Here is a 23,025-nt window from a genome sequence, read left to right as displayed (position 1 = left end):
GGCAACGTCAATATCACCGTAATCGATCCGGAAGGGCAAACGGTCGGGACGATTACCGATGGCGCACAGTGGCAAGCATTGCTGCCTTCTGCTGGCAATTACAAAATTGAAGTGTACGCGCCTGATGCATCTGTTTATACGGTCAGTTTTGATGTTGGAAACGATGCAACGGAAAGTTCAAACCCGACAATTCTCACAAATTCTCAATTGAACAGCAATAATAGTTTGACAGAGACAAGGATAGACGGCTAAAAAATTTATTGAGTTTGTTTTGCTTGAGATTGCTAATAGTTAATCGATTGATTAATGAATTGCACAATTATGGGTATATAGGAGTCCTATTTCAGTAGTGAGATGGGAGGATTTAGCTCCCCGATTTTTCCTTCACGAATCATGGAGAATTGGTATAGCAACGAGCAGTGAATTGGAGCGCCTTAATGGGTCTGAGTCTGTGCCGCTGGCTCCTCTCGCTGAGCTTTAAATGCAGATGAACCGGGAAGAGATTCTAGAGCGAGCTGACCAGCGATCGCTTTCTCTTCCACACTGCCTTGAATCTTAATTTCCCTTTCGCACTTAATGAATCGACACCCCAGCCCTATCAGTCGGGAGAGTCAATCACGATCAGCGTATAATTGCCTCAATAGCGATTCTTGAGTTGTAGAGCGATCGCTGCCATCAATCAGTCTACCCTCAACCTGATTTCTCAACAGTATTTGAGCAGATTCTTAAATGTTTCTATATCTTTTTGCTGCTAGTTTAAGATTGCTTGGCTTCACATGGACTTTGCTAACCAAGTTTCTGCGAGGAGTGAGTCAGGGATCGGGCTTTTATGTCTCTCATCGACTGAAGAAAAATTTTTTAATTAATAGCTTGTCACTCAGCGGCAAGTTTCACTTTTTCCACATTTACAAAGCGAGGTTGCAAGGTGACAACCGTTTTGCGATCGCGATCCTTTACCTGACATTGCTGAATTAAACTTTGATTTAGCAATGCCCAATTTAGGGCACTCCAGAGATTCCAGCTAAATCTTGGCAAATTTACCAGAATCTGACTCAACCGTTTTAGTCTGATAAAAGCAGTTATGAAGAAAGGCTTTATGTAGGCGATCGCTAGATAGTTGTTGTCACGTATACAAACAAAATTCATAAACCTTAAACTGCCTCTCCCACCAAGTATGGACAAGCAAATTTAGCTGATCTGGGGGGAAGAGGGGTTCGAGACAGACAGATAAAACTAAATTCTTCCCTTGACTTACCAAAATAGAATTGTCATGTTTAATAATGAAGAATATCTATCTAAAGATGGGGAATCAATCTTGAATCAAGTGTTGTACTGACTCAACTTGCTCAATCTCTAGCAGATTCTTCTGCATATTACTCGCTGTTATGGAAACCCAAGACTCAGCTATCCATCAGTTTGAGCTTCAACTCTGAGTCGAATGCGCTTGAGGGGTCGCGGCAAAAGCTAAAGCTGGGAAGCTTATCTAACCGTATCTTTATGCATCGGGAATAACTCCGAATTATAGCCAAAGATCGTAATATGTGGAAGCTTTTAAAAGAATTGTTTTCTTCAGGACAATTTATCCCTCACGGTCACTGCTACCTTTGGCAAACGAAACTGGTATGGCTTCACCTGGTTTCTGACTTGTTGATTGCGATCGCCTATTTCTCAATTCCGGCGATGCTCATCTACTTCATCCACAAGCGGAAAGATATTCCCTTTCAAGGGATATTTGCCTTATTTGGAGCCTTTACTATTCTCTGCGGTACCGGGCACCTGATGGAAATCTGGACGCTTTGGCATCCAGTTTACTGGCTGACAGGAATTGAGCAAGCGATGACTGCCTTGGTTTCCTGCTACACGGCTCTACAAATGGTAACGCTGCTGCCGCAATTCCTGGCTTTGGAAACGCCCGAACAGCTAGAGATTCTCAACCAGGAACTCCAGAGCGAGATTGCAATCCGGGTGCAGGCAGAAGAAGCATTACGCCGCGTCAACGATGAGTTAGAAATTCGGGTTAGCGATCGCACCGCCGAGTTATTAAAAACGCTGCATAATCTAGAATCTGAAATCGCCGAACATAAACAGACACAGCAGGAGTTACTCCAGAGTCAGCATTTCATTCAACGGATTGCCGAAGCAAGCCCCAATGTTTTGTTTCTCTACGATCTGAGCGAGCAGCGCAATGTTTATATTAATCGTGAAATCGCCGTTACTTTAGGGTATACCCCCCAAGAAATTCAAGAAACGGGGTTAGATTTCCAGAAGCTGATGCATCCTGACGATTTCGCTAGACTGCCGGAATATTTCCAACAATTCGAGGACGCCTCTGACAGCGAAATCTTTGAGAATGAGTACCGGATGAGGCATCGAAATGGAGAATGGCGGACTCTGCTCAATCGGGATACTCTGTTTGCGAGAACCGCTGACGGCAAGGTGAAGCAGATTCTCGGCACGACCAGCGATATTACTGAAAGAAAGCAAGCAGAAGTTGAAATTCGTCTGTTGCTGGAAGCAACCCAAGCCATCAATCGTTCTGTTGACGTAGATACTGCTTTAGCAATTATTCTGCGGTTAATTTGTACGACAATCGGCTGGGATTTGGGAGAAACTTGGGTTCCGTCTGATGATGGTACAGTTTTAAAAAATAGTCCGGGTTGGTACGGGTGCGATCGCGATGCGGTCGTCGCTTTGCAACATAGCTCGGTTGAAGAATTCCGACGCCATAGCGAAACAGTCACATTTAGAGCCAACGTGGGTCTGCCAGGGCGCGTTTGGTCATCGCAGCAACCAGAATGGGTAGAAGATGTTTCCGCGACCACACAGGAAACCTTTGTGCGATCGCAAATCGCCGCAAAAGTTGGATTAAAGACGGGTTTGGGCGTGCCAATTCTCGCCAATCAGCGAGTGTTGGCAGTTTTAGTTTTCTTTAAGCGTGGCAAAAGTGCAGAAGATCGACATTTGTTTGAGCTAGTAAGTGCAGTTGCGGCTCAGTTAGGTTGGCTGATTGAGCGCAAACTTGCCGAAGCCGCTCTCAGAAGCAGCGAAGAACGGCTGCAAATGGCGTTAGATGGGAGTGCCTTAGGGATATGGGATTGGAATTTAACGACCGGAGAGATGTATTTCGACCGGCAATGGAAGAAGATGCTGGGGTATGAGCCAGAGGAGATTGAGAACAGTTACCAGTCCTGGGAGCGGCTAGTACATCCAGAGGATACCTCTAGGGCGATAGACTCTTTAACCTTGCATCGGGAAGGTAAAACACCCGTTTCCGAAATTGAATTGCGGATGCGCTCAAAATCAGGCGAATGGAAGTGGATTTTGTGTCATGGTAAGGTGATGGAGCGCGATCGCTCTGGTGTGGCGCTGCGGATGACGGGGACGCATAAAGACGTTAGCGGAGCGAAGCGCGACGAAGTCGTTCGCATTGCCTTAGAACGAGAACTCGCCTTGCGGGAAGCTCGCCTGAATGCCTTTTTCAGCTCGGCTCCTGTCGGATTGAGCATCATGGACGAGCAACTGCGATTCGTGCAAATCAACGAACTCCTGGCAGAGGTGAATGGTTTCCCTGCGGGTGACATGATTGGCAAGAGCCTCTGTGAAGTCATCCCCGATATCGCCCCTAAGCTGGAACCTCTCTATCGGCGAATGTTCGCAACAGGCGAATCTATTCTCAACCAAGAAATCAGCGGTGAAGTACCGAGCCAACCGGGTATTGTTCGAGACTGGATGGTTTCTTTCTTTCCCATACCAGACGAGGATAATCGGCTTTCTGGCGTTGGGGGAGTGGTGATGGAAATCACTGCTCGTAAACAAGCGGAGGTGGCACTGCGCTCGGCGACCGAACGCCTGCAACATCTGCTCACCTCTAGTCCGGGAATTATTTATAGCTGCAAGGCATCGGGGAATTATGACATCACCTTTGTCAGTGAGAATATCAAGACAGTTTTAGGCTATGAAGCCCAAGAATTTCTCGAAGATGGAACTTTTTGGGCAAGCCACATCCATCCAGAAGATGTTAGTCGCGTCTTTGCTGAATTACCGCGACTGTTTGTTACAGGAGATTACGCCTACGAATACCGCTTTTTGCACAAGGACGGAACTTATCGCTGGCTCTACGATCAGATGAAATTGGTCAAAGACGAAGCAGGTAATCCCATTGAGTGCGTTGGGTATTCCTTAAACATCAGCGATCGCAAGCACTCAGAAGAGCGGCTGCGACTGCTGGAGCGAGCGATCGCCGCTTCTAGCAATGGTATTGTCATTAGCGATGCCCAACTGCCCGACACGCCAGTGATTTACGTCAATCCAGCTTTTGAGTCCATCACGGGTTACTCGGCAGCAGAAACTCTGGGCAAAAATTGCCGCTTTTTACAGGGACCCGACACCACCCAACCCGCTCTTGAGGAGCTGCGGCTGGCACTGCGCGAAGCAAGAGAGTGTCGCGTTGTGCTGCGGAACTATCGCCAAGACGGCAGCTTATTTTGGAATGAATTTTCTATTGCTCCGGTGCGAGATGCTTTAGGGTGCTTGACTCACTATGTGGGGATTCAAGCGGATATCACCGAGGAGCGAATCGCAGTAGAAGCGCTGACCAATCAATTTAGCCGGACTGTCCTGCTCAAGCAGATTGCCGAAGAAATCCGCTCTAGTTTAGAACCTCAGCACATCTTTGCCACCGCCGCCGAACAAATTTCTCAGCTACTCAGGATCGATCGCTGCCTCATTCATACCTACGTGGTGGAACCGGAACTCAGAATTCCGATAGTCGCTGAGTTTGTGGCTCCTGGTTATCAATCGCTACTGTCTTTGGATATCCCTGTCGTTGGCAATCCCCATGTCCAGCTAATGCTCGCACAAGATGCTGCCATTTCCTCACCGGATGTTTATGCTGAGCCTCTTTTAGAAGCGGTTGAGCCATTTTGCCGCCAGATCGGTCTAAAGTCGATGCTAGCAGTGCGGACTTCTTACCAGGGAGAACCGAACGGAGCAATTGGCTTGCATCAGTGCGATCGCATCCGTCAGTGGACAGCAGACGAGATTGAACTATTAGAGTCTGTTGCGGCTCAAGTCGGGATTGCGATCGCTCAAGCTTCCCTCTTAGAGCAGGAAAAACAACACCGTGCCTATCTCGACTGCCAAAATCAACAGCTACAGCAAGAAATTAGAGTTCGTCAACAGGCACAAGAAGAGCTTGTCAATGCTCAAAGCGAACTGCGGCGGCAGTTAGTCGCGGTAGAGTCGGCATTGGATGGTATGGCGATTCTCAATGCCGAGGATGAGTACATCTATCTGAACGATGCTCATATCAAGATTTTTGGATACGACAACATTAATGACCTTTTGGGTAAGACTTGGCACAAACTTTTTTACCCAGATGAAATTAATCGCTTGGCTCAAGAAGTTGTTCCGATTCTGTTACGAGAGGGAGAATGGTGTGGAGAAGCAATCGGTAAAAAGCAGGATGGAAGCACCTTTTTCCTAGAAATTTCTCTGACTTATACCGAAGAGGGATTTCGGGTTTGCATCTGCCGGGACATTAGCGATCGCAAACAAGCGGAAATTGCCTTGCAACAGCAATTTTTGCGGGAACGGTTGGTGGGGACTATCCAAGAACGCATTCGCTCCTCTCTTAACCTAGAGGCAGTCTTGAAAACAGCCGTGGATGAAGTCCGACAATTTTTGGCAACCGATCGGACAATTATTTACCACTTTAATCTAGACTGGAGCGGGGTTGTGGCTGTCGAGTCAGTGGGCGAGGATTGGACGCCAATTGTCGGAAGCAATATTCAAGACGGCTGCTTTGTGGAAACCTATGTCCCCCTTTACCAGCAAGGTCGCATTCGAGCGATGGCGGATATTTACAACGCGGGTCTAAATGAGTGCCATATTGATTTACTCAGCCAGTTTGAGGTGAAAGCGAACTTGGTGGTTCCGATTTTGCAAGGAGAAAATTTGTGGGGATTGCTGATTGCCCAGCACTGTGAAGGCGCAAGGGAGTGGCACTCCTCCGAAATCGAATGTCTCAGACAGTTATCTGTGCAATTGGCGATCGCTATCCAGCAATGCACGCTCTTTGAAAAAGCCACCACTGAAATTATCGAGCGCAAACGGGTCGAGGAGGCATTGCAACGGAGCAACAGTCGGTATCAAAATTTGGCAACAAACATACCGGGCATGATTTATCAATTTATGATGCGCCCGGATGGGATGATGAGTTTTCCGTATATCAGTCCCGTTTGCCAAGAAATCTTTGGTCTTTCTCCAGAAGCGGTTCAGCAGAATATATCTTTAATATTTGATGTCGTTCATCCAGATGACTTACCCAATGTCATTGAATCGATCGCTGTCTCAGCGAATACGCTAAAACATTGGCATGGCATCTGGCGAATTATTGTGCAAGGGAACATCAAATGGATTCAAGGGGATTCTCGACCGGAAAAGCAAGCGGATGGGAATATTCTCTGGGATGGTTTGATGATCGATATTAGCGATCGCTTTCAGGCTGAGGCAGAATTACGCAGAGCGAAAGAAGCTGCCGAGGTTGCCAACCACGCCAAGAGCCAATTTCTCGCCAACATGAGCCACGAACTGAGAACGCCACTCAATGCCATCCTCGGCTTTACCCAAGTGATGAACCTTGACTCATCTCTATCCAAAGCTCATCAGGAATATCTGGGAATCATTAATCGAAGTGGCGAACATCTCTTGGAATTAATCAACGACATTCTAGAAATGTCCAAGATTGAGGCAGGCAGAACAACTATTCATGAAAATTGCTTTGACTTAATTCGCCTCTTGGACAACCTAGAAGAGATGTTTCGATTAAAAGCGAAATCCAAGGGATTACAGATTATCTTAGACTATGCCCCAGATATTCCTCAATACGTGCAAACAGATGAAAGTAAATTGCGGCAAATCTTGATGAATCTCCTCGGAAATGCCATCAAATTTACTTCATCCGGCGGTGTCACCTTGCGAGTTAGACATCAAATCGATAATCCGCAGAAATCTCATTCCCCATTATCCATTCCCAATCACCGTTTGGTGTTTGAAGTCGAAGATACCGGCCCTGGTATTTCCCCACAAGAAGTAGACAAACTATTTGAAGCTTTTTCCCAAACAGAAACAGGTCGGCAATCTCAGCAAGGAACTGGATTAGGCCTACCAATTAGCCGCAAATTTGTGCAACTTCTGGGAGGAGATATTGCAGTCAGCAGCCAAGTAGATCGGGGAACGCGATTTTCATTTGATATCCAGATTCGTCAAGCTGAAGCGACTGATATTCAAACGACACAGCCGCAACCCAGGGTGATTGGTTTAGTCCCGAACCAACTTCAATATCGCATCCTAGTGGTGGAAGATCGCCTGGAAAATCGCATCCTGTTAGTCAAACTCCTGACAGATGTTGGATTTGAAGTGCGTGAAGCCGAAAATGGTCTAGAGGCATTTGCCCTGTGGAAGACTTGGCAACCGCACCTGATCTGGATGGATATGCGGATGCCAGTGATGGACGGGTATGAAGCTACCCGACGCATTAAAGCGGATGTGAATGGTCAGGCGGTAGTCATTATTGCGATAACGGCTAGTGCCTTTGAAGATCAGCGAAACCTGATTTTGTCAACAGGCTGCGATGATTTCATCGGCAAACCTTTCCGGAATGAAATTATCTTTGAAAAAATGGCTCAACATTTAGGGGTACGTTATCTTTATGAAGAGTCATTAGAAGGCGAAAGTTGCTTCCTCCCTCGACCTAGGGGGAGTACGGAAACTTCAACACCCAATTCATCGTTTCTCCTAACTCCTTCATTCTTTCAAGAGATGCCTGTTGAGTGGATTGCAGCTCTCTATCAAGCCGCTATTGAGGCAGATGCGGAGTTGATTTTGAGCCTCGCCGAGCAAATCGCGGAGTCAAAGGCTCCAATATTCAATGCTCTGGTGGATTGTGTCAACAACTTTCAGTTTGAACAGATCACTGATTTAATCGAACAAATTATCTAATGAATAGCGATCGCGTATTTCCACTAAACGGAAATATTCTACTTGTTGACGATACGCCAAACAATCTGCGGCTGTTATCCGATTTGTTAAGTCATCAGGGCTATAAGGTTCGCAGCGTAACGAACGGACAAACTGCTCTAAAAGCGTGTCAGGCAAAACCGCCGGATTTGATTTTGCTCGACATCAATATGCCTCAAATGAATGGCTATGAGGTCTGCGAAAAACTGAAAGCTAACGAGCAAACCCGCGAGATTCCTGTAATTTTTTTAAGCGCTCTCGATGAGGCGATTGACAAGGTAAAAGCTTTTACGGTTGGCGGAATCGATTACATCAGCAAGCCGTTTCAGGTAGAAGAAGTGTTAGTCCGCGTCAAGAATCAACTGGCTCTGAGAGAAGCACAAGTAAAAGTTCTGGAACTGAACGCAGAGCTTGAAAATCGGGTCAAGGAGCGTACCAGTCAGTTAGAAAGGACGAATCAAGAACTCAATGAAGAAATTCTTGAGCGCAAGCGAATCCAGAGCCAACTGCTAGATATGGCGTTGCACGATCCGTTAACTGGCTTGCCCAACCGGGCTGTCTTCATGGAGCGTCTCGAAAACGCACTCAGCCGGACTAAGCAAGAGGCAGATTATCAGTTTGCGGTGTTATTTCTCGATTGCGATCGCTTTAAAGTCGTCAACGATTCTCTTGGTCATCTGGTAGGAGACGAACTGCTGATTGCATTTGCCAAGCGTGTCCAAAAGGCTCTCGCCCGCCGACTCGAACCCTGTCTGAGCATCGTCAATACGCTAACACGATTAGGAGGGGATGAATTTGCAATCATCGTTGAACAAATTAATGATGCCTGCACTGCTACCGTAGTTGCCGATCGAATTCTTCAAGAACTCATGCATCCTTTTCAACTATCCAGACATGAAGTATTCATGAGCGCCAGTATTGGCATCGCTTTGGGAAACAATAACTATGAACAACCTGAATATTTGTTGCGGGATGCAGATACCGCTATGTACCATGCAAAGACATGTGGCAAAGCTCGGTATCACGTTTTCGATCCAGCCATGCACCAGGAAGCTATCCAGCTTTTACAGCTAGAAACCGACCTGCGAAAGGCTATAAATCAACAAGAATTTCAAGTTTATTATCAGCCGATTGTTAAACTGAATACCGGCAAACTTGCTGGATTTGAAGCCCTAGTGCGCTGGAATCATCCCCATCGGGGATTTATCTCTCCATTGGACTTCATTCCAATTGCAGAAGAAACGGGTTTGATTACTCAGATTGATACTTGGGTAATGCGGGAAGCTTGCCAGCAATTAAAGATTTGGCAACAACAAAAACTAACGCAAGAACCTCTAACAATTAGCGTGAATCTTTCAGGTCGGCAGTTTTCCCAATCAAACTTAATTGAGCAAATTGACGAAATTTTTCAAAAAACTCAACTAAGTCCACAAAGCTTAAAACTAGAAATCACAGAAAGTGTCCTTATAAATAATAGCCAATCAGCAATGGCAATTATTCAGGAACTCAAGAAGCGTCAAATTCAGTTAAGCCTTGATGACTTCGGAACAGGTTATTCTTCCTTAAGTTACTTGCACTGCTTTCCAATTAATACCCTGAAGATTGACAAATCTTTCGTTAACCGTATGGAAAGTAGTCAAGAAAATATAGGCCTGGTTCCCGCAATTATGAGAATGGCTCATACGATGGGGATAAATGTGATTGCTGAAGGAATAGAAACTTCCGGTCAATTAGCCCAACTAAGAGCGCTCAATTGTGATTTTGGTCAAGGATATTTGTTTTCCAAACCTGTAGAAAGTAAATTAGCTTCAGAACTAATTAAAGCAGATCCTCAGTGGTAACAATTCTCTAGGAAACTTTCTTTTTATTCTAAAAATTAAATTTAATCTGCGGAGCATACAAAATAAATTTAATCGGGGGAGTGTACATCTGCTTGTATTTCTCCTTCGGCTAAAAGATACGGTGTTCGCACGTCTTTAGTTAAGTTGCAAAACGTTGATTGATTTCCCTGGCATCCCCCCAATAAACTGGGAGATTTTAACTTGATTTTCCCCTTGTTTAAGGGAGGTTATGAGAATAAAACGACGCTTGCAAGTTCAAGAAGACTTGTGTGTCCACGGTAGCCTTTAAAAGAGGGTAAAGTATTTTGTAGGTTGGCTTTCTTCCTTCAATCCAACACCCTGTTCGGTTGGGTAAGACCTAATCCTTCAAACCAACCGCAGATTTCGTTGCTTTAAAAATTTCCACAAAATTATTTTATGTATCACGGCTTTGTCCCTTTAGTCTACTATCTCCGGATATATATACAAAAAAGGAAACAATTCGTTAGATTTATAAAAAGTTAGTCTGAAGGCTTGAACTCCTTAGCCGGACAGCACAGACCTTTCCAAAATCGCACCTCTATCAACACTAGCCGCACTAAACTTTATGGTATCAACTCCTCCATCTCAAGCTTCGTCATCTCAATACGAAGTTACTAATTCAGAAGCAGAAATCGAGTCTTTGGTTATCGAAGCTAAACCAGAAAGTGATATTGATTTAGAGTTTCTATACACCAGAGATATTGAATTTCGCCAGGAAACCATTTACTTCATTGTTGTAGATCGTTTCTATGACGGCGATCCTGACAACAGCGAAGGGCCAAACCCAGAACTTTACGATCCAGAGCGAAAAGATTGGGGTAAATATTGGGGTGGAGATTTACAGGGAATTATTGAAAAACTAGATTACTTAAAGGACTTAGGAGTTACCGCAGTTTGGCTTACCCCCCTGTTTGAGCAAGTGGAAGCATTATTTGTTGAGCAAGCTGCGATTCATGGCTATTGGACGAAGGATTTTAAACGGATTAATCCTCGCTTTATTGGCAAGGATGAAGAACCTTCGCTCAATAAAACTCAAGATACAAAAGATACAGTTTTTGACAGATTAGTTGCTGAGTTACACAAACGCAAGATGAAACTGGTGTTGGATATTGTGTGTAATCACAGCAATCCAGATTTCAGCGGGAAGAAGGGAGAACTCTACGACGATGGAGTAAAAATTGCTGATTTTAATGACGATAAAGATAACTGGTATCACCACTATGGTGAAGTTACCAATTGGGAAGATGAGTGGCAGGTGCAAAATTGTGAATTGTCTGGTTTAGCAACTTTTAACGAAAATAACGTCGAGTACCGAAACTACATTAAATCAGCCATTAAACAATGGCTAGACCGGGGAGTTGATGCTTTACGGGTTGATACTGTAAAGCATATGCCGATCTGGTTTTGGCAAGAATTTAACGCGGATATTACCACTCACAAACCAGATGTTTTTATCTTTGGCGAGTGGATTTTTAGCGACCCTCGAAGCGACCTTTCGGTAGAATTCGCCAATGAATCTGGCATGACAATGCTAGATTTTGGTTTTTGTTTGGCAATCCGAGCGGCTTTGGCGCAGGGTGCTGAAGGAGGATTTCACCTGATTCAAGATGTTCTGGATCTGGATCATCGTTATTGCGGGGCGACGGAGTTGATTACATTTATTGATAATCACGATATGCCCCGCTTCCAGTCATTGAATCCCGATCCAGAGATGCTGCGGGTAGCGATCGCTGTGATTATGACCTCCCGTGGGATTCCCTGTATCTACTACGGTACAGAACAGTATCTCCACGACGATACCAACGACGGTAACGATCCTTACAACCGTCCGATGATGGAAAATTGGGATACCGAGTCACGCCTCTATCGAGATATCCGGTTGCTATCAGGTTTGCGGCGATTAAATCCAGCCGTATCGATGGGGAGTCAGTGGCAAAAATATCTAACGCCTGATGTTTATTGTTATGTACGCCGTTACCGCGATTCTGTTTTGTTTGTAGCGATGAATCGAGGGGAAGCTGTTAAGTTGGAAGCCATTGATACGGAGTTACCAGACGGCGAACATACCGATGTTTTAATGCGGCGCAAGTTTGAAGTTACAGACGGAAAGTTGCAAGACTTGGAACTAGAGGCGCGGGATGTAATTGTCATCAGTCATGTTGGGGAACGCATCAAGGGGCAAACGATTGTGCGGGTGCAACTTAATGGTGTGCAGACACAGCCAGGTGAAACTGTTGTGGTAATTGGAGATTGTCCGGAGTTAGGCAATTGGGATATCTCTAAGGCGTATCCGCTTGAATTCATCAATACTAATACTTGGTTTGGGGAAATTCCCTTTGATGAAAGTGCTGGAAAGTTAATTACTTACAAGTATGCACTGTGGCGTGAAGGTCAGGCACCCTTGCGCGAAAATACTGTCGGTCGCCGCTGGGTTATTGCCACGGAAGGGACAGTAAAATGGCGCGATAGATGGGCAACAGGACGGGAATCTTAAGCATTTAAACGCAAAGGTACGCTAAGGAAATCCCAAAGGTACGCGAAGGAATATTTAACTTTGTGTACCTTGGTGATTTCCTTTTACTAACTCTGCGTTATAAATTTTCAGTTATTCTAAGGTTGATAACAGTTCGAGGAAGACTCCGTTTGTCCAACCAAAGCCGATTTCGTTGGAACTGTAGCCAAAGAGAATTTCATGGGAAACATTGGCGGAGCAATTACAAACGTCATATTTTTCTACCAGCGTTCCGTATCTTTCAAACTCTTGCACTAGCAGAGATATAAACTTTTTCGCTAAACGATCGGCGTCTTGGTGATAACCATAGCGATGAAGTCCTTGAACTGCAATTAACTGTAAAGGTGCCCAACCAAAGGGAGCATCCCATTGATTTCCGGTTACATGAGTGCTGGTGAGTAATCCTCCCGGTGCCTCAAATTCGGGTAAATTTTCAACCACTCTTTTGGCTTGTTCTTCAGATGCAATTCCAGCCCACAAAGGATAAAATGTGGTGGCAAATTCATAGGGGCGACGCTTGCCAGTATGGAAGTTGTAATCAAAGTAAAGTCCAGCTTCTTCATCCCAAAGAAATCGGTCAATTAATTTGTGGCGGTTGCGAGCGCGATCGCGCCACTGATGAGCAATTTCTTCATATCCCAAAATATCGTTTATCTGGGCGGTATCTTGCTCTGTTTTATAAAGCAAAACATTCAAGCAAACAGGCGCATAGTGAATAATATCTACACTAAATGGGCCAAAACGGTTGCTGATGTCAAACCCAGATTCTCGCATGGAACGATCGCCTTTGTAAAATAAATCAGTTAAGCGATCGCTCTGGCGGTCATAATACAAGTTGACATCGTAAGCTTCAACTGCAAACGTCCGATAATATTCCCGTACCCGATCATAATGAGTTCTCCCTTCTTCATCCCGCTCGGAAATTAACACTTCCGGCGCTGGACCTTCACCTAATGCAAAATAGCGCGAAAGGCCGGTTGCTTGATTCAGGTGGGGGGGTAATGTCCAATAGTAGTAAAAACGTTCAACGGTTGGCAGTACTGATTGCAGCCAGTCCCGATCCTGCGTGTGCTGGAAGAGAGCCAAAATCATCGGCGTAAGGACGGGAGGTTGCGATCGCGTCAGCATATAGGTACGATTGGCATTCAAAATCGTGCCGTAATGCTCAATTTCATAAATTAGCTGTTCCACCAAGCTTTTGGCTAATTCTATTTCTCCATCTCGCAACAATCCTAACTGGATAAAATAGCTATCCCAGCCGTACATCTCATTAAAACGACCGCCCGGAACCACATAGGCATGAGGTAAATAGAGCAACCCGTGATCTTCAATTTGATCAACTTCTGCCGGTAACGTGCGAATTTCAATTTGATTAAATTCTTCGTTGCTCAAAACTTCCCGCAAAGATGCCTCAATGAGCGCTCGATCTTCTGATTGCGAGACATAGATAGGCCAACCTTTACCGGGAATATGACCAATTTTCGGGTCGCGGGCAGCATCCAAAATATGCTCGTGAGAGCGATAGAGGGTTTTCCAAGTTTTTTTAATGTAGGCTTTTACTGCCTGAATTTGTTCTAGGGAGGGAAACAATTCGGTTTGAGGTAATGATTGATTAATCACGATTTTTCCTTAGTATTTGTAATAAATCTGTCTGTTGCCCCCCGCTCGATGGGGGGCAACAGTATCTGATGTCCAGTATGACAAAGGGGAATCGATATTAGCGATCGCTTTCGCTAATTAATAAAGCTACCGGAAAGTGTTTTAAGGCGTCCCCAATCAACACCGTGCCATTCGCGCTCAGGGACTGAGAAGTAATTGCATCTTTCATTGCAGATGGCATTCCCTGCGGTAGCTTCAACTGGGTGTCACCCCATACTTCACCCAAAGGATATTCTCCTTCTTGGACAACGTTCGTCAGCAATCGCGGGACAATTGTAATTGCCACCCGATTTTCATAACTTCTGGCAAAAGCAACAATCCGATCCTGAAACTTTCCATTCACTTCTAGCGGTATATAATCTCCTTTTTGGAAACCTGCCAAATTTTGTTTTCTTGCCTCCAGAACCCTAGCTATCAAGAAAAGCTTAATTCTTCCATCCTCCTTACTCGTAAATAGCTCATCGATCAGCTTCAGAACATCTGCCTTAGCTTTCTCTTTAATCTCTTTAAGGAATGCTAGCCGCTGCTCAAAGTCCACTGGACGCCGATTATCTGGGTCTACTAAACTCAGCTCCCATAACTCCGTTCCTTGATAAAAATCAGGTACACCAGAAGCGGTAATTTTTAGCAAAGTTTGAGAGAGAGAATTGAAAATTCCGTAGTAAGCTATCGATTGTTGGAAGGGCAGAAACTCCTGGAGAAATTGATTATCTGTGGAAGGGTTCAGGACTTCTTCGATAAAAGCAACAAAGCCATCTTCATAATCAGTATCCGGTCTGAGCCAAGCGGTGTGAACCTTAGCCTCTCGAACCGCTTTCACTACATATTCTTTCACGCGCTCTACAAAGTGCGATCGCTCACTTTCAGCAAACGGAAAAGCACCAACCAGCGTTTGGTAAAAGAAATATTCATCATTCTTTTGAGGAAAAACTCGACCCTTCATGCGGCGTTTTTTAGAGTCGTTAATTTTACTCCAAGTTTTTACCTGTTCTTCCCACTCATCGGGAATTTCTGAAAGCACATTTATTCTAGCTCTGACATCTTCCCCACGCTTGGTATCATGGGTTGCCGTGGCATTCATTTTATGAGGCCAACGCTCATGCTGCTTTTGGTTGAACTCGTGAAAATCTGCAACGCTAACCCCAAATTGGCTCGGATTTCCACCCACTTCATTCAGGGATAAAAGTCGGTTGTAAACATATAAAAGCGTATCCTCAATTCCTTTCGCCATCAATGGGCCAGTCAACTGCTGAAGTCTCATCACGAAGTGACGCTGTACTTCTCTTTGTTCTGCCTTTAAAGAGTCCTCCTCTTCTAGCAACAAGAGTTTTTCAATGTAGTTCAGTTCCTTCAAAAGCAACGGCACTTGCTCTCTAGCTTTTTCAATGACTTCCTTCACATAGAAGCGATCCGATTCTCTTAATCCCTCTTGATTGATATAAGTTCGATAAACGGGAAACAGTATCAGAATCTCAGCCAAAGCTCTTTGCAGACCATGCTGAGTAAAATCGATTCCTACTCTAGAATGCCCCGATACTCGTTTCAAAAGATGGGCTAAATTATCTACATCTCCCGCCATATTTTTCTCTACAATCAGCCTTTTTTTATCCATAAAAAGCTGCTCGTAGGGGGTATTTAAACCTGTCAGTCTAGAGTAAATCTCAGTAAACCGTTCCTCGCTCTCAGTTCGGCAGAAAATACCGTTAACATAGTTTAAGAAGTCATAGCCGCTGGTTCCCTCTATAGGCCAGTAAGCAGGTAAATCTTCTTTATGTTCCAGAATTTTTTCAACCGTAATATAGACATCTCCAGCTTTGTTTCTCAGCCGTTGCAAATATTCACTTGGATCGTAGAGTCCGTCAATATGGTCGATTCGGAGTCCTGTGATTGTTCCAGACTCAACCAACTGACTTATAAAATTATGAGTTTTATGAAAAACCTTGATTTCTTCGACTTTGACAGAAATTAATTCGTTGACGGTGAAAAATCTTCTATAATTCAGTTCTTCAGCACCCACTTTCCAAAACGAAAGGCGATAGAACTGTTCTGAAAGCAACCTATCAAGAGAATTAAAACTTTCTGGATTGCCCTTCTCCCCATTAAAAAACTCTATGTTGCTATCGATAAACTCCTGAACCTCTGGATTTTGGGTATAAAGTTCCCCCAAAAGTCCTTTTACAAAGGCTATCTGGTCATATCGTTCTTTACCTTTTGGTTCTACTAGCGTGTTTTTAAGCAGGTAAAGAATCCCTAGTAATTTAACAAAATCTGGATGATTTCTTCCCAGGGATTTAGCTAGTTTTCCTAAGTTATGAGTAATAAACGGGGCATAAGATTCTATTTTTACAGGAAGTTTTAAGCTAAAGTAGTTAACACTCAGCCCGCTTTGATCGTACTGGAGTTGAATTTCGGCATTTTCCAAACAATCTCCATAAAAATTACCCAACATTGGGGCAAGAACGCGCTCTCTCAGGTTTTCATAAGGATGATTCCAGTCAATATCGAAGTAATCGAAATACTCGGAATTTGGTCCGTTTTCGAGGATGTCCATCAAGAACTGATTTTGGCTATCATAAGCCATGTGGTTGGGAACAATATCCTGTACCCATCCCATATCGTAATTCTTGATTTCATTCACCAATGCTTCAAAATTTTCCGGTGTTCCTAGTTCGGGATTCAGTTGTGTGGGATCAACAACATCGTAGCCATGAGTGCTACCTTCTCTTGCTTTAAAAATGGGCGAAGCGTAAAGATCGGAAATTCCTAATTCAGCGAGATAAGCAATAATTTTCTTGGCTGAATCAAAGGGGAAATCTGCATTAAATTGAATTCGGTAAGTAGCTGCTGGAATCCGCATGATGTAATTTTAATTCCTCAATGATTTTTCTAATTTTGTCAGGTGAACAGTGCTTGCTCTACAGTGACAACTGGCTAAGCAAAGCCTCAATCGTCTCGTTATCATCAGTTTGATAATTAGGATTGGAAGGCTCTGCCTCGTCTATTATCCTGCTATCTCGTAGAGAACAATACTCTGTGGTTTGATGGTCAATTCTTGGTTTGGCGTGAGTTTTTCCGGTAAAGTGGAACCAGAACCCATCCACTGAGTATCGGAAGAGTCTAAAATCTTTTGCCAGTTGCCACTTGGTAGATTAGCTGTAAAAGTGACCTCTTTTTGATTGAAGTTCATAATGGAGTATATCTGACTAGCTTCACTCCAACGCCGAAGGAATAAGATTTTATCGGCTTCAATGCTGGACGCTTCTAGGGTGTTTTTGTCTGGTTTCTTCAAAGCAGGAATTGTTCGGCGTAGATGTATAAGTTGCTGATAAAATTCCCAAAGAGCTTTGTGTTTTCCTTCTTTTCGTTTTTCCCAGTTAAGCTGACACCTCTGAAAGGTTTCAGGGCTTTGGGGATCTTGCATTTTGCCTCGCCCCACAAATACTTTAAATTCTTCTTCTTTACTCTTGCGAATTGCTTCAATCAAATCCTCATCTGAATGACTGATAAAGTAAAAGAAAGGAGCTTCTTCACCATATTCTTCACCCATGAAAAGGAAGGGAACAAAGGGAGATAGAAAAATAGCAGCCGCAGCTACTTTCAGACCTTCTAAGGAAACAAGCTGAGATAACCTTTCTGCAAGGACACGATTACCAATTTGGTCGTGAGTCTGGGTAAAAACAATAAATCGATATCCTGGTTCGTCTTTGGAAGAACTACCATGACGGCGCTTTCTATGAGAAGCGTATTGTCCGGAGTAAATAAAGCCTTCTTTGAAAGATTTTTCGAGTTGTTCAACCTTTCCAAAATCCTCGTAATACCTATCGTTCTCTCCGGTGAGTAAGGTATGCAATGCGTGGTGAAAATCGTCATTCCACTGTGCATCTATTCCATAGCCGCCCACTTCTTTGGGTCGAATGACTCGGACATCGTTCAAGTCGCTTTCGGCTATCAGATAAAATTTTCTACCTTGTTGCTGGGAAAAATTAGCAACTTGGTCTGCCATTTCCTGTAATAAGGGTCTAGCACCCATCTCAAAAATGCCCTGAATGGCATCTAATCTTAGACCGTCTATGTGATATTCTTGGAGCCAGTAAAGAGCGTTTTCTAAACAAAAATTACGGACGCCATCGCTGTATTTGTCATCAAAATTCATCGCCTCTCCCCAATCACCGCGATATTTGGTAGTGAAGTAGGGAGCAAAATCTCGGAAGTAATTTCCTTCAGGACCTAGGTGATTGTAGACGACATCGAGAATGACTGAGATACGGTGTTGGTGACAAGCATCAACGAGTTTTTTTAATCCTTCGGGACCACCATAGGAATTCTGCACGGCAAAGGGAAACACCCCATCATATCCCCAGTTTCTCTCACCGGGAAATTGAGCAACTGGCATAATTTCAATGGCATTAATCCCTAACTCGCTTAATTCAGCAAGTCGGGGAATTATTGCCTCAAAGGTGCCTTCTGGAGTGAAGGTGCCAACGTGTAATTCATAGATAATAGTTTCATCTAAGGGAATGCCAGACCAATTAGTATCATTCCAGGCAAAAGTGCTAGTATCGATGACTTGAGAAGGGGCGTGTACCCCCTTCGGTTGGTATTTTGAAGCTGGGTCTGGTCTATCAGTTGTTCCTTCGAGTTTGTAGTAGTAAAGCGTTCCTGGTTCAATGCCTGAAGCTTTAACTTTCCAGTAACCTTCTTCATCCTGTTGCATTGTGAGAAGGCGTTCTTCAGGAGAAACAATTTGTACGGCTACTGTATGAAGAGTGGGTGCCCAAACGGTAAATTCACAATTTCCGTTGCCCAAGTAACAAGCGCCAATTCTCACCTTTAATTAGCCTCGCTGTTAAGAGTATTTTTTGCCTAATGGCGAAGTCGCGTTAACGTATCCCAGAATATAGTTACGTTTAGTTACGTAGAACTGCCATAAGGTGTATTTTTATTTACTCAATTAGCGATCGCGCATATCAGCTTACTGACCTCTGGCAATGGCAGAAGGCTAAAAGCCACGCTAGTAGAGTCAGAAATGACTGCCTCTGTACTTGTGGCTAAGCTTTAGTGGCATCTTGAAATAGGGGGATTGGGAAAAATGCTATGGAAACAATGAGGATTCCTTTTCAATTGATTTGGGTAGTGGTAGCGATCTGTGTGCTGCCTAGCTTGCTGAATTTGTTGGGAGTGGATTTTGCCTCACCAAAGCATCCCTTCGAGGTGCCAGCTGCTGTGGGAATGTCTCCCCGCGCATTTGTCGAAGCGATGCAGTACACGCTTTCCGGAAGCTTTCTGCACACCATTCTGGAGTGGAATGCGTTCTGTATTGCCCTGTCCATTGTTATTTTGTCTTTGATTCACTTCAGCCTGAAGCGCGATGCTGTCACGCTCATAATTGGCGTGGCAATGTTTTGCGCGGGGTGCATGGACACCTTTCATGCTTTAGCCGCCGACCGATTGAGCCAGGGGATAGCAGATAGCCAAAACCTAATTCCTTTGACTTGGGCAGTCTGCCGACTTTTTAATGCTTTGATTCTGCTGGGAGGCGCGGGAATTTTTCTAGCGACGAAACCAGGAAAGTGGAAGGGAGGCGCGGGTTTTGTTGCGATCGCTAGTGTATCTTTTGCTGTTGCTTCTTATACAATTGTCTATTTCTGTACCCCTAGTGCCATACCGGCAACTATTTTCCCGAACGCGATTGTCACTCGTCCTTGGGATGTCCCCCCCCTCTTGTTGTTTATCTTTGCAGGTATTTTTGTTTTTCCTCGCTTTTATAATGCTTATCCCAGTCGTTTTTCTTTAGCGCTAGCGATTAGCATGATTCCCCAAATCGCCAGTCAACTCCACATGGCTTTTGGCTCAACTGCATTATTCGACAACCATTTCAATATTGCCCATTTCCTTAAAATTATTGCTTACCTCGTCCCATTTATTGGCTTAAGTTCGGAGTATATTTATACTCTTCACGAAGAAGCTTTAACCGTTGACAAATTAGAAGCCACACAAAAAATATTATTAGATAAAACCAAGCAGTTAGAACTCATTAATCTTGAGCTGCAAAAACAAATCGCTGAGCGCCAGCAAGTAGAAGAGGAGTTGCACCGCTCTAACATCGAGCTTGAAAGCAGAGTTGAGGAGCGGACAGCAGAAATTAGACAGACAAACGATCTGTTATTGCTTGAAGTTTCTGAGCGCAAGCAAAGTGAAAATCGCTATCGAGAAAAATCTCAAGAGCTAAAAATTACTCTGCTTAACCTCCAGAAAACTCAAGCTCAACTGATTCAAACTGAAAAAATCTCTAGCCTTGGTCAATTAGTGGCTGGAGTTGCTCACGAAATAAATAATCCAATTAACTTTATTCACGGCAATATCAATTATGCCTGTGACTATGCGAATAGTTTGCTCTATTTGTTACACCTTTACCAACAACAATACCCCCCTACACCTGAAATTGACCAAGAAATTGAAGCAAGTGACCTTGATTTTATTATTGAAGATTTGCCAAAATTACTAAAATCAATGCACTTAGGAATTGAGAGAATTCGGGAAATTGTTCAGTCCTTACGTTCGTTTTCTCGCGTCGATCAAGCGGAAATGAAGCCGGTTGATATTCACGAAGGCATTGATAGCACCTTACTAATTTTGCAGTATCGACTGAAAGCGATCGCTGGCGGTCCCACGATTACCGTGAGCAAAGAATATGGCGATTTGCCATTAGTTGAATGCTACGCGGGACAGCTGAATCAGGTGTTTATGAATCTGCTGAGTAACGCGATTGATGCACTAGAAGAGTCAGTCGCTAAGGAGGAAATATTTTGTCTTTTACCCAGTATTAAAATTAGCACCGCTGTTGAAGACGAAAAGCTAGCGGTGATTCGCATTGCCGACAACGGCCCAGGCATGACAGAAGAAGTCCGTTCTTATCTATTCGATGCCTTTTTCACAACGAAACCAGTCGGGAAAGGCACCGGCTTAGGGCTATCGATTAGTTATCAGATTGTAGTAGAAAAACATAGTGGCAGTATGGAGTGTATTTCTGCACCCGGAGAGGGGGCAGAGTTCGTCATTAAGATTCCGATTTCGCCGAACAAGATATCGCAACTCTAAATGATTCCAGAAGTCGAGGATCTATGTCGGCAGAGGCGATTAGCATAGAGTTGAGTATTGAGAAACGCGAGACGAACAGATGAACTTTTGTAGCGACAATGTCACCGGGATTTCGCCGGAAATTATGGCAGCGATCGCTGCCGCTAATCAGGGTACCACCATGCCTTATGGTGATGATGAATATACCCAGCGCTTGTCAGCCCAGTTCAAGGAATTGTTTGAGACAGATGTAACCGTTTTTCCCGTCGCCACGGGTTCTGCTGCCAATGCCCTCGCCCTGTCTGTTATGACACCCCCGTTTGGGGCGATTTACTGTCATCGCCAATCTCATATCAATCTGGATGAATGCGGGGCACCCGAATTTTATACCGGCGGCGCGAAGCTAGTGACACTGGATGGTGCAGATAGCAAGATTCGCGCCGCTGACTTGGCTGCTGTACTGGCAAAATCGGGCGCTGGCGTCGTCCATCACGTACAGCCTGCGGCTGTAAGCTTGACTCAGGCAACGGAGGCTGGAACGATCTATCAGCCAGAGGAAATTTCCCAGATTGCCGAAATTGCCCATACCCACAATTTGGGTTTACACATGGATGGTGCCCGTTTTGCGAATGCGGTGGTTAGCTTGGGTTGTTCTCCGGCGGATATCACTTGGCGGGTTGGGGTTGATGTACTATCGTTTGGAGCGACTAAAAATGGTGCGATGGCAGCAGAAGCCGTCGTCTTTTTTAATCAAGATTTGGCAAAAACTTTCGCCTATCGTCGCAAGCGCAGCGGGCATCTCTTTTCAAAGATGCGGTTTTTATCTGCCCAGTTGGAAGCTTACATTAAAGATGATTTGTGGCTGAAAAATGCTGCCCATGCTAATCAGATGGCTAAGAAATTAGCGCACGGGCTAACAGCGCTACCAGGAATGAACCTGTGCTACCTGGTTGCAGTAAATGAAATCTTTATTCAGATGCCGGAGGAAGTTATCCAAGGGCTTCTTGCCGATGGTTTCCAATTTTATCGCTGGGAGGGGGAATATTCATCAACTGTGCGATTAGTAACGGCTTTCAACACTAAGGAAGAGGATATCACTGCCTTGATTGAGGCGGCGCGGGCACACTGCAACGTGGTTTCTTCACCTCTAGTTTCCACCTTCAATTTTCAGTAGGGAAGGGCAAAATTTCTTTCCCTAGTTTATGATTTTGTTCCCCGCAGGAGAGCCGAGTATTCGCAAAATGAACGCTGCGGCGCACCCACAATGGAGAATACCGATTTTGCTTGTGAAGAAGCATTATCCAGTAATATTTCCAGTTCTTGAACTGCTTCTGGTGGTGTCTGCTGTCGTGCTGTCCAATCTGCAAAATCAATCGGTAGGTGCCACTGTTGCATCGCGGTGAAGGGCATCCCAATACTTTCGCCAGCCGCTTGCCACTCCGATATCATCCAATCCCAACTATGAGAAGGATCGCGTAGTTTCTCCACCTGATTGATAAACTCTGCCAGTGCAATATCTTCCGGCGAAATAATGTCCACAACCAGAAACTTTCCACCCGGTTTTAGCACTCGAAAAACCTCACTCAGCGCGGGTGCCAAGCTGGGGAAGTGATGAGCGACATAGCGGCAAGTCACAATATCAAACTGCTCATTTGAAAAGGGGAGTGCTGTAACATTGGCTTCCTGAAAATGCACGTTATTTAAGCCTCGTGCCGTTGCTTGCCGCGATGCCTCTGTTAACATTTTCTGGCTTAAGTCAATGCCAATCACTTCGCGGACATGAGGGGCGAAAGCAAACCCCGTATGTCCTGCCGCACACCCTACATCAAGTACACTCATCTCTGATGTTGGTTCACCTGCCTGCACCATCAGCTCCAGATCGTGCCCTTGTGCGAA

Annotated in this window: 10 protein-coding genes and 1 pseudogene; 6 read left to right on the top strand and 5 right to left on the bottom strand. The window is 44.6% G+C overall.

The window, feature by feature from the left end; genetic code table 11:
* Positions 1-252 (top strand): annotated as a pseudogene (locus tag H6F50_RS11710) (hypothetical protein); the annotation flags it as partial.
* A 621-nt stretch (positions 253-873) separates the two neighbouring features.
* Here H6F50_RS11710 and H6F50_RS11705 read toward each other — a convergent pair.
* Complete coding sequence (locus tag H6F50_RS11705) at positions 874-1,146, bottom strand: hypothetical protein (RefSeq protein WP_190428830.1); 273 nt, start codon at positions 1,144-1,146, stop codon at positions 874-876.
* Positions 1,147-1,539: 393 nt separating this feature from the next.
* Between H6F50_RS11705 and H6F50_RS11700 the strand changes: the two genes are divergently transcribed.
* From H6F50_RS11700 to H6F50_RS11690, 3 genes are all read left to right on the top strand, one after another.
* Positions 1,540-8,001 (top strand): PAS domain-containing protein, encoded by a 6,462-nt coding sequence (locus H6F50_RS11700; protein WP_190428829.1) that lies wholly within the window; start codon positions 1,540-1,542, stop codon positions 7,999-8,001.
* Complete coding sequence (locus H6F50_RS11695) at positions 8,001-9,860, top strand: GGDEF domain-containing response regulator (RefSeq protein WP_190428828.1); 1,860 nt, start codon at positions 8,001-8,003, stop codon at positions 9,858-9,860. The genes H6F50_RS11700 and H6F50_RS11695 overlap by 1 nt, the downstream gene beginning before the upstream one ends.
* A gap of 586 nt (positions 9,861-10,446) precedes the next feature.
* Positions 10,447-12,375, top strand: coding sequence for an alpha-amylase family glycosyl hydrolase (locus H6F50_RS11690; protein WP_190428827.1), 1,929 nt, complete (start codon positions 10,447-10,449; stop codon positions 12,373-12,375).
* A 111-nt stretch (positions 12,376-12,486) separates the two neighbouring features.
* Here H6F50_RS11690 and H6F50_RS11685 read toward each other — a convergent pair whose 3' ends face one another.
* The 3 genes from H6F50_RS11685 to treZ form a co-directional block, all read right to left on the bottom strand.
* Entirely contained in the window at positions 12,487-14,010 is a 1,524-nt protein-coding gene (locus H6F50_RS11685; RefSeq protein WP_190428832.1) for a trehalase family glycosidase, read from the bottom strand.
* Between the two features lie 100 nt (positions 14,011-14,110).
* Entirely contained in the window at positions 14,111-16,909 is a 2,799-nt protein-coding gene (gene treY / locus H6F50_RS11680; RefSeq protein ID WP_190428826.1) for a malto-oligosyltrehalose synthase, read from the bottom strand.
* A 144-nt stretch (positions 16,910-17,053) separates the two neighbouring features.
* The gene (gene treZ, locus H6F50_RS11675) at positions 17,054-18,880 is read right to left on the bottom strand and encodes a malto-oligosyltrehalose trehalohydrolase (protein WP_190428825.1); all 1,827 of its coding nucleotides are present in this window, start codon (positions 18,878-18,880) and stop codon (positions 17,054-17,056) included.
* A gap of 266 nt (positions 18,881-19,146) precedes the next feature.
* On the opposite strand from treZ, the gene H6F50_RS27055 reads away from it, so the two are divergent.
* Both H6F50_RS27055 and H6F50_RS11665 read left to right on the top strand, forming a co-directional pair.
* A complete protein-coding gene (locus H6F50_RS27055) occupies positions 19,147-21,150 on the top strand; it encodes an ATP-binding protein (protein WP_242028991.1) in 2,004 nt (667 codons plus the stop codon).
* Between the two features lie 79 nt (positions 21,151-21,229).
* The gene (locus H6F50_RS11665; RefSeq protein ID WP_190428824.1) at positions 21,230-22,303 is read left to right on the top strand and encodes a low specificity L-threonine aldolase; all 1,074 of its coding nucleotides are present in this window, start codon (positions 21,230-21,232) and stop codon (positions 22,301-22,303) included.
* Positions 22,304-22,329: 26 nt separating this feature from the next.
* On the opposite strand, the gene H6F50_RS11660 is transcribed toward H6F50_RS11665, so the two are convergent.
* On the bottom strand, positions 22,330-23,025 hold a 696-nt coding region (locus H6F50_RS11660), incomplete at its 5' end, for a class I SAM-dependent methyltransferase (protein ID WP_190428823.1).

Origin of the sequence: Coleofasciculus sp. FACHB-712 (genome assembly GCF_014695635.1) — a bacterium.
Lineage (GTDB): Bacteria > Cyanobacteriota > Cyanobacteriia > Cyanobacteriales > FACHB-T130 > FACHB-T130.
The sequence above is the reverse complement of the archived record's forward strand: the minus strand, read 5'-3'. Positions and strand labels throughout refer to the sequence as shown.

Bases quoted from the DNA above. Each gene is read 5' to 3' on its own strand.
- H6F50_RS11705 (WP_190428830.1), bottom strand. From the start codon at position 1,146: ATGAATTTTGTTTGTATACGTGACAACAACTATCTAGCGATCGCCTAC.
- H6F50_RS27055 (WP_242028991.1), top strand. From the start codon at position 19,147: ATGGAAACAATGAGGATTCCTTTTCAATTGATTTGGGTAGTGGTAGCG.
- treY (WP_190428826.1), bottom strand. From the start codon at position 16,909: ATGCGGATTCCAGCAGCTACTTACCGAATTCAATTTAATGCAGATTTC.
- H6F50_RS11665 (WP_190428824.1), top strand. From the start codon at position 21,230: ATGAACTTTTGTAGCGACAATGTCACCGGGATTTCGCCGGAAATTATG.
- H6F50_RS11690 (WP_190428827.1), top strand. From the start codon at position 10,447: ATGGTATCAACTCCTCCATCTCAAGCTTCGTCATCTCAATACGAAGTT.
- H6F50_RS11700 (WP_190428829.1), top strand. From the start codon at position 1,540: ATGTGGAAGCTTTTAAAAGAATTGTTTTCTTCAGGACAATTTATCCCT.
- H6F50_RS11695 (WP_190428828.1), top strand. From the start codon at position 8,001: ATGAATAGCGATCGCGTATTTCCACTAAACGGAAATATTCTACTTGTT.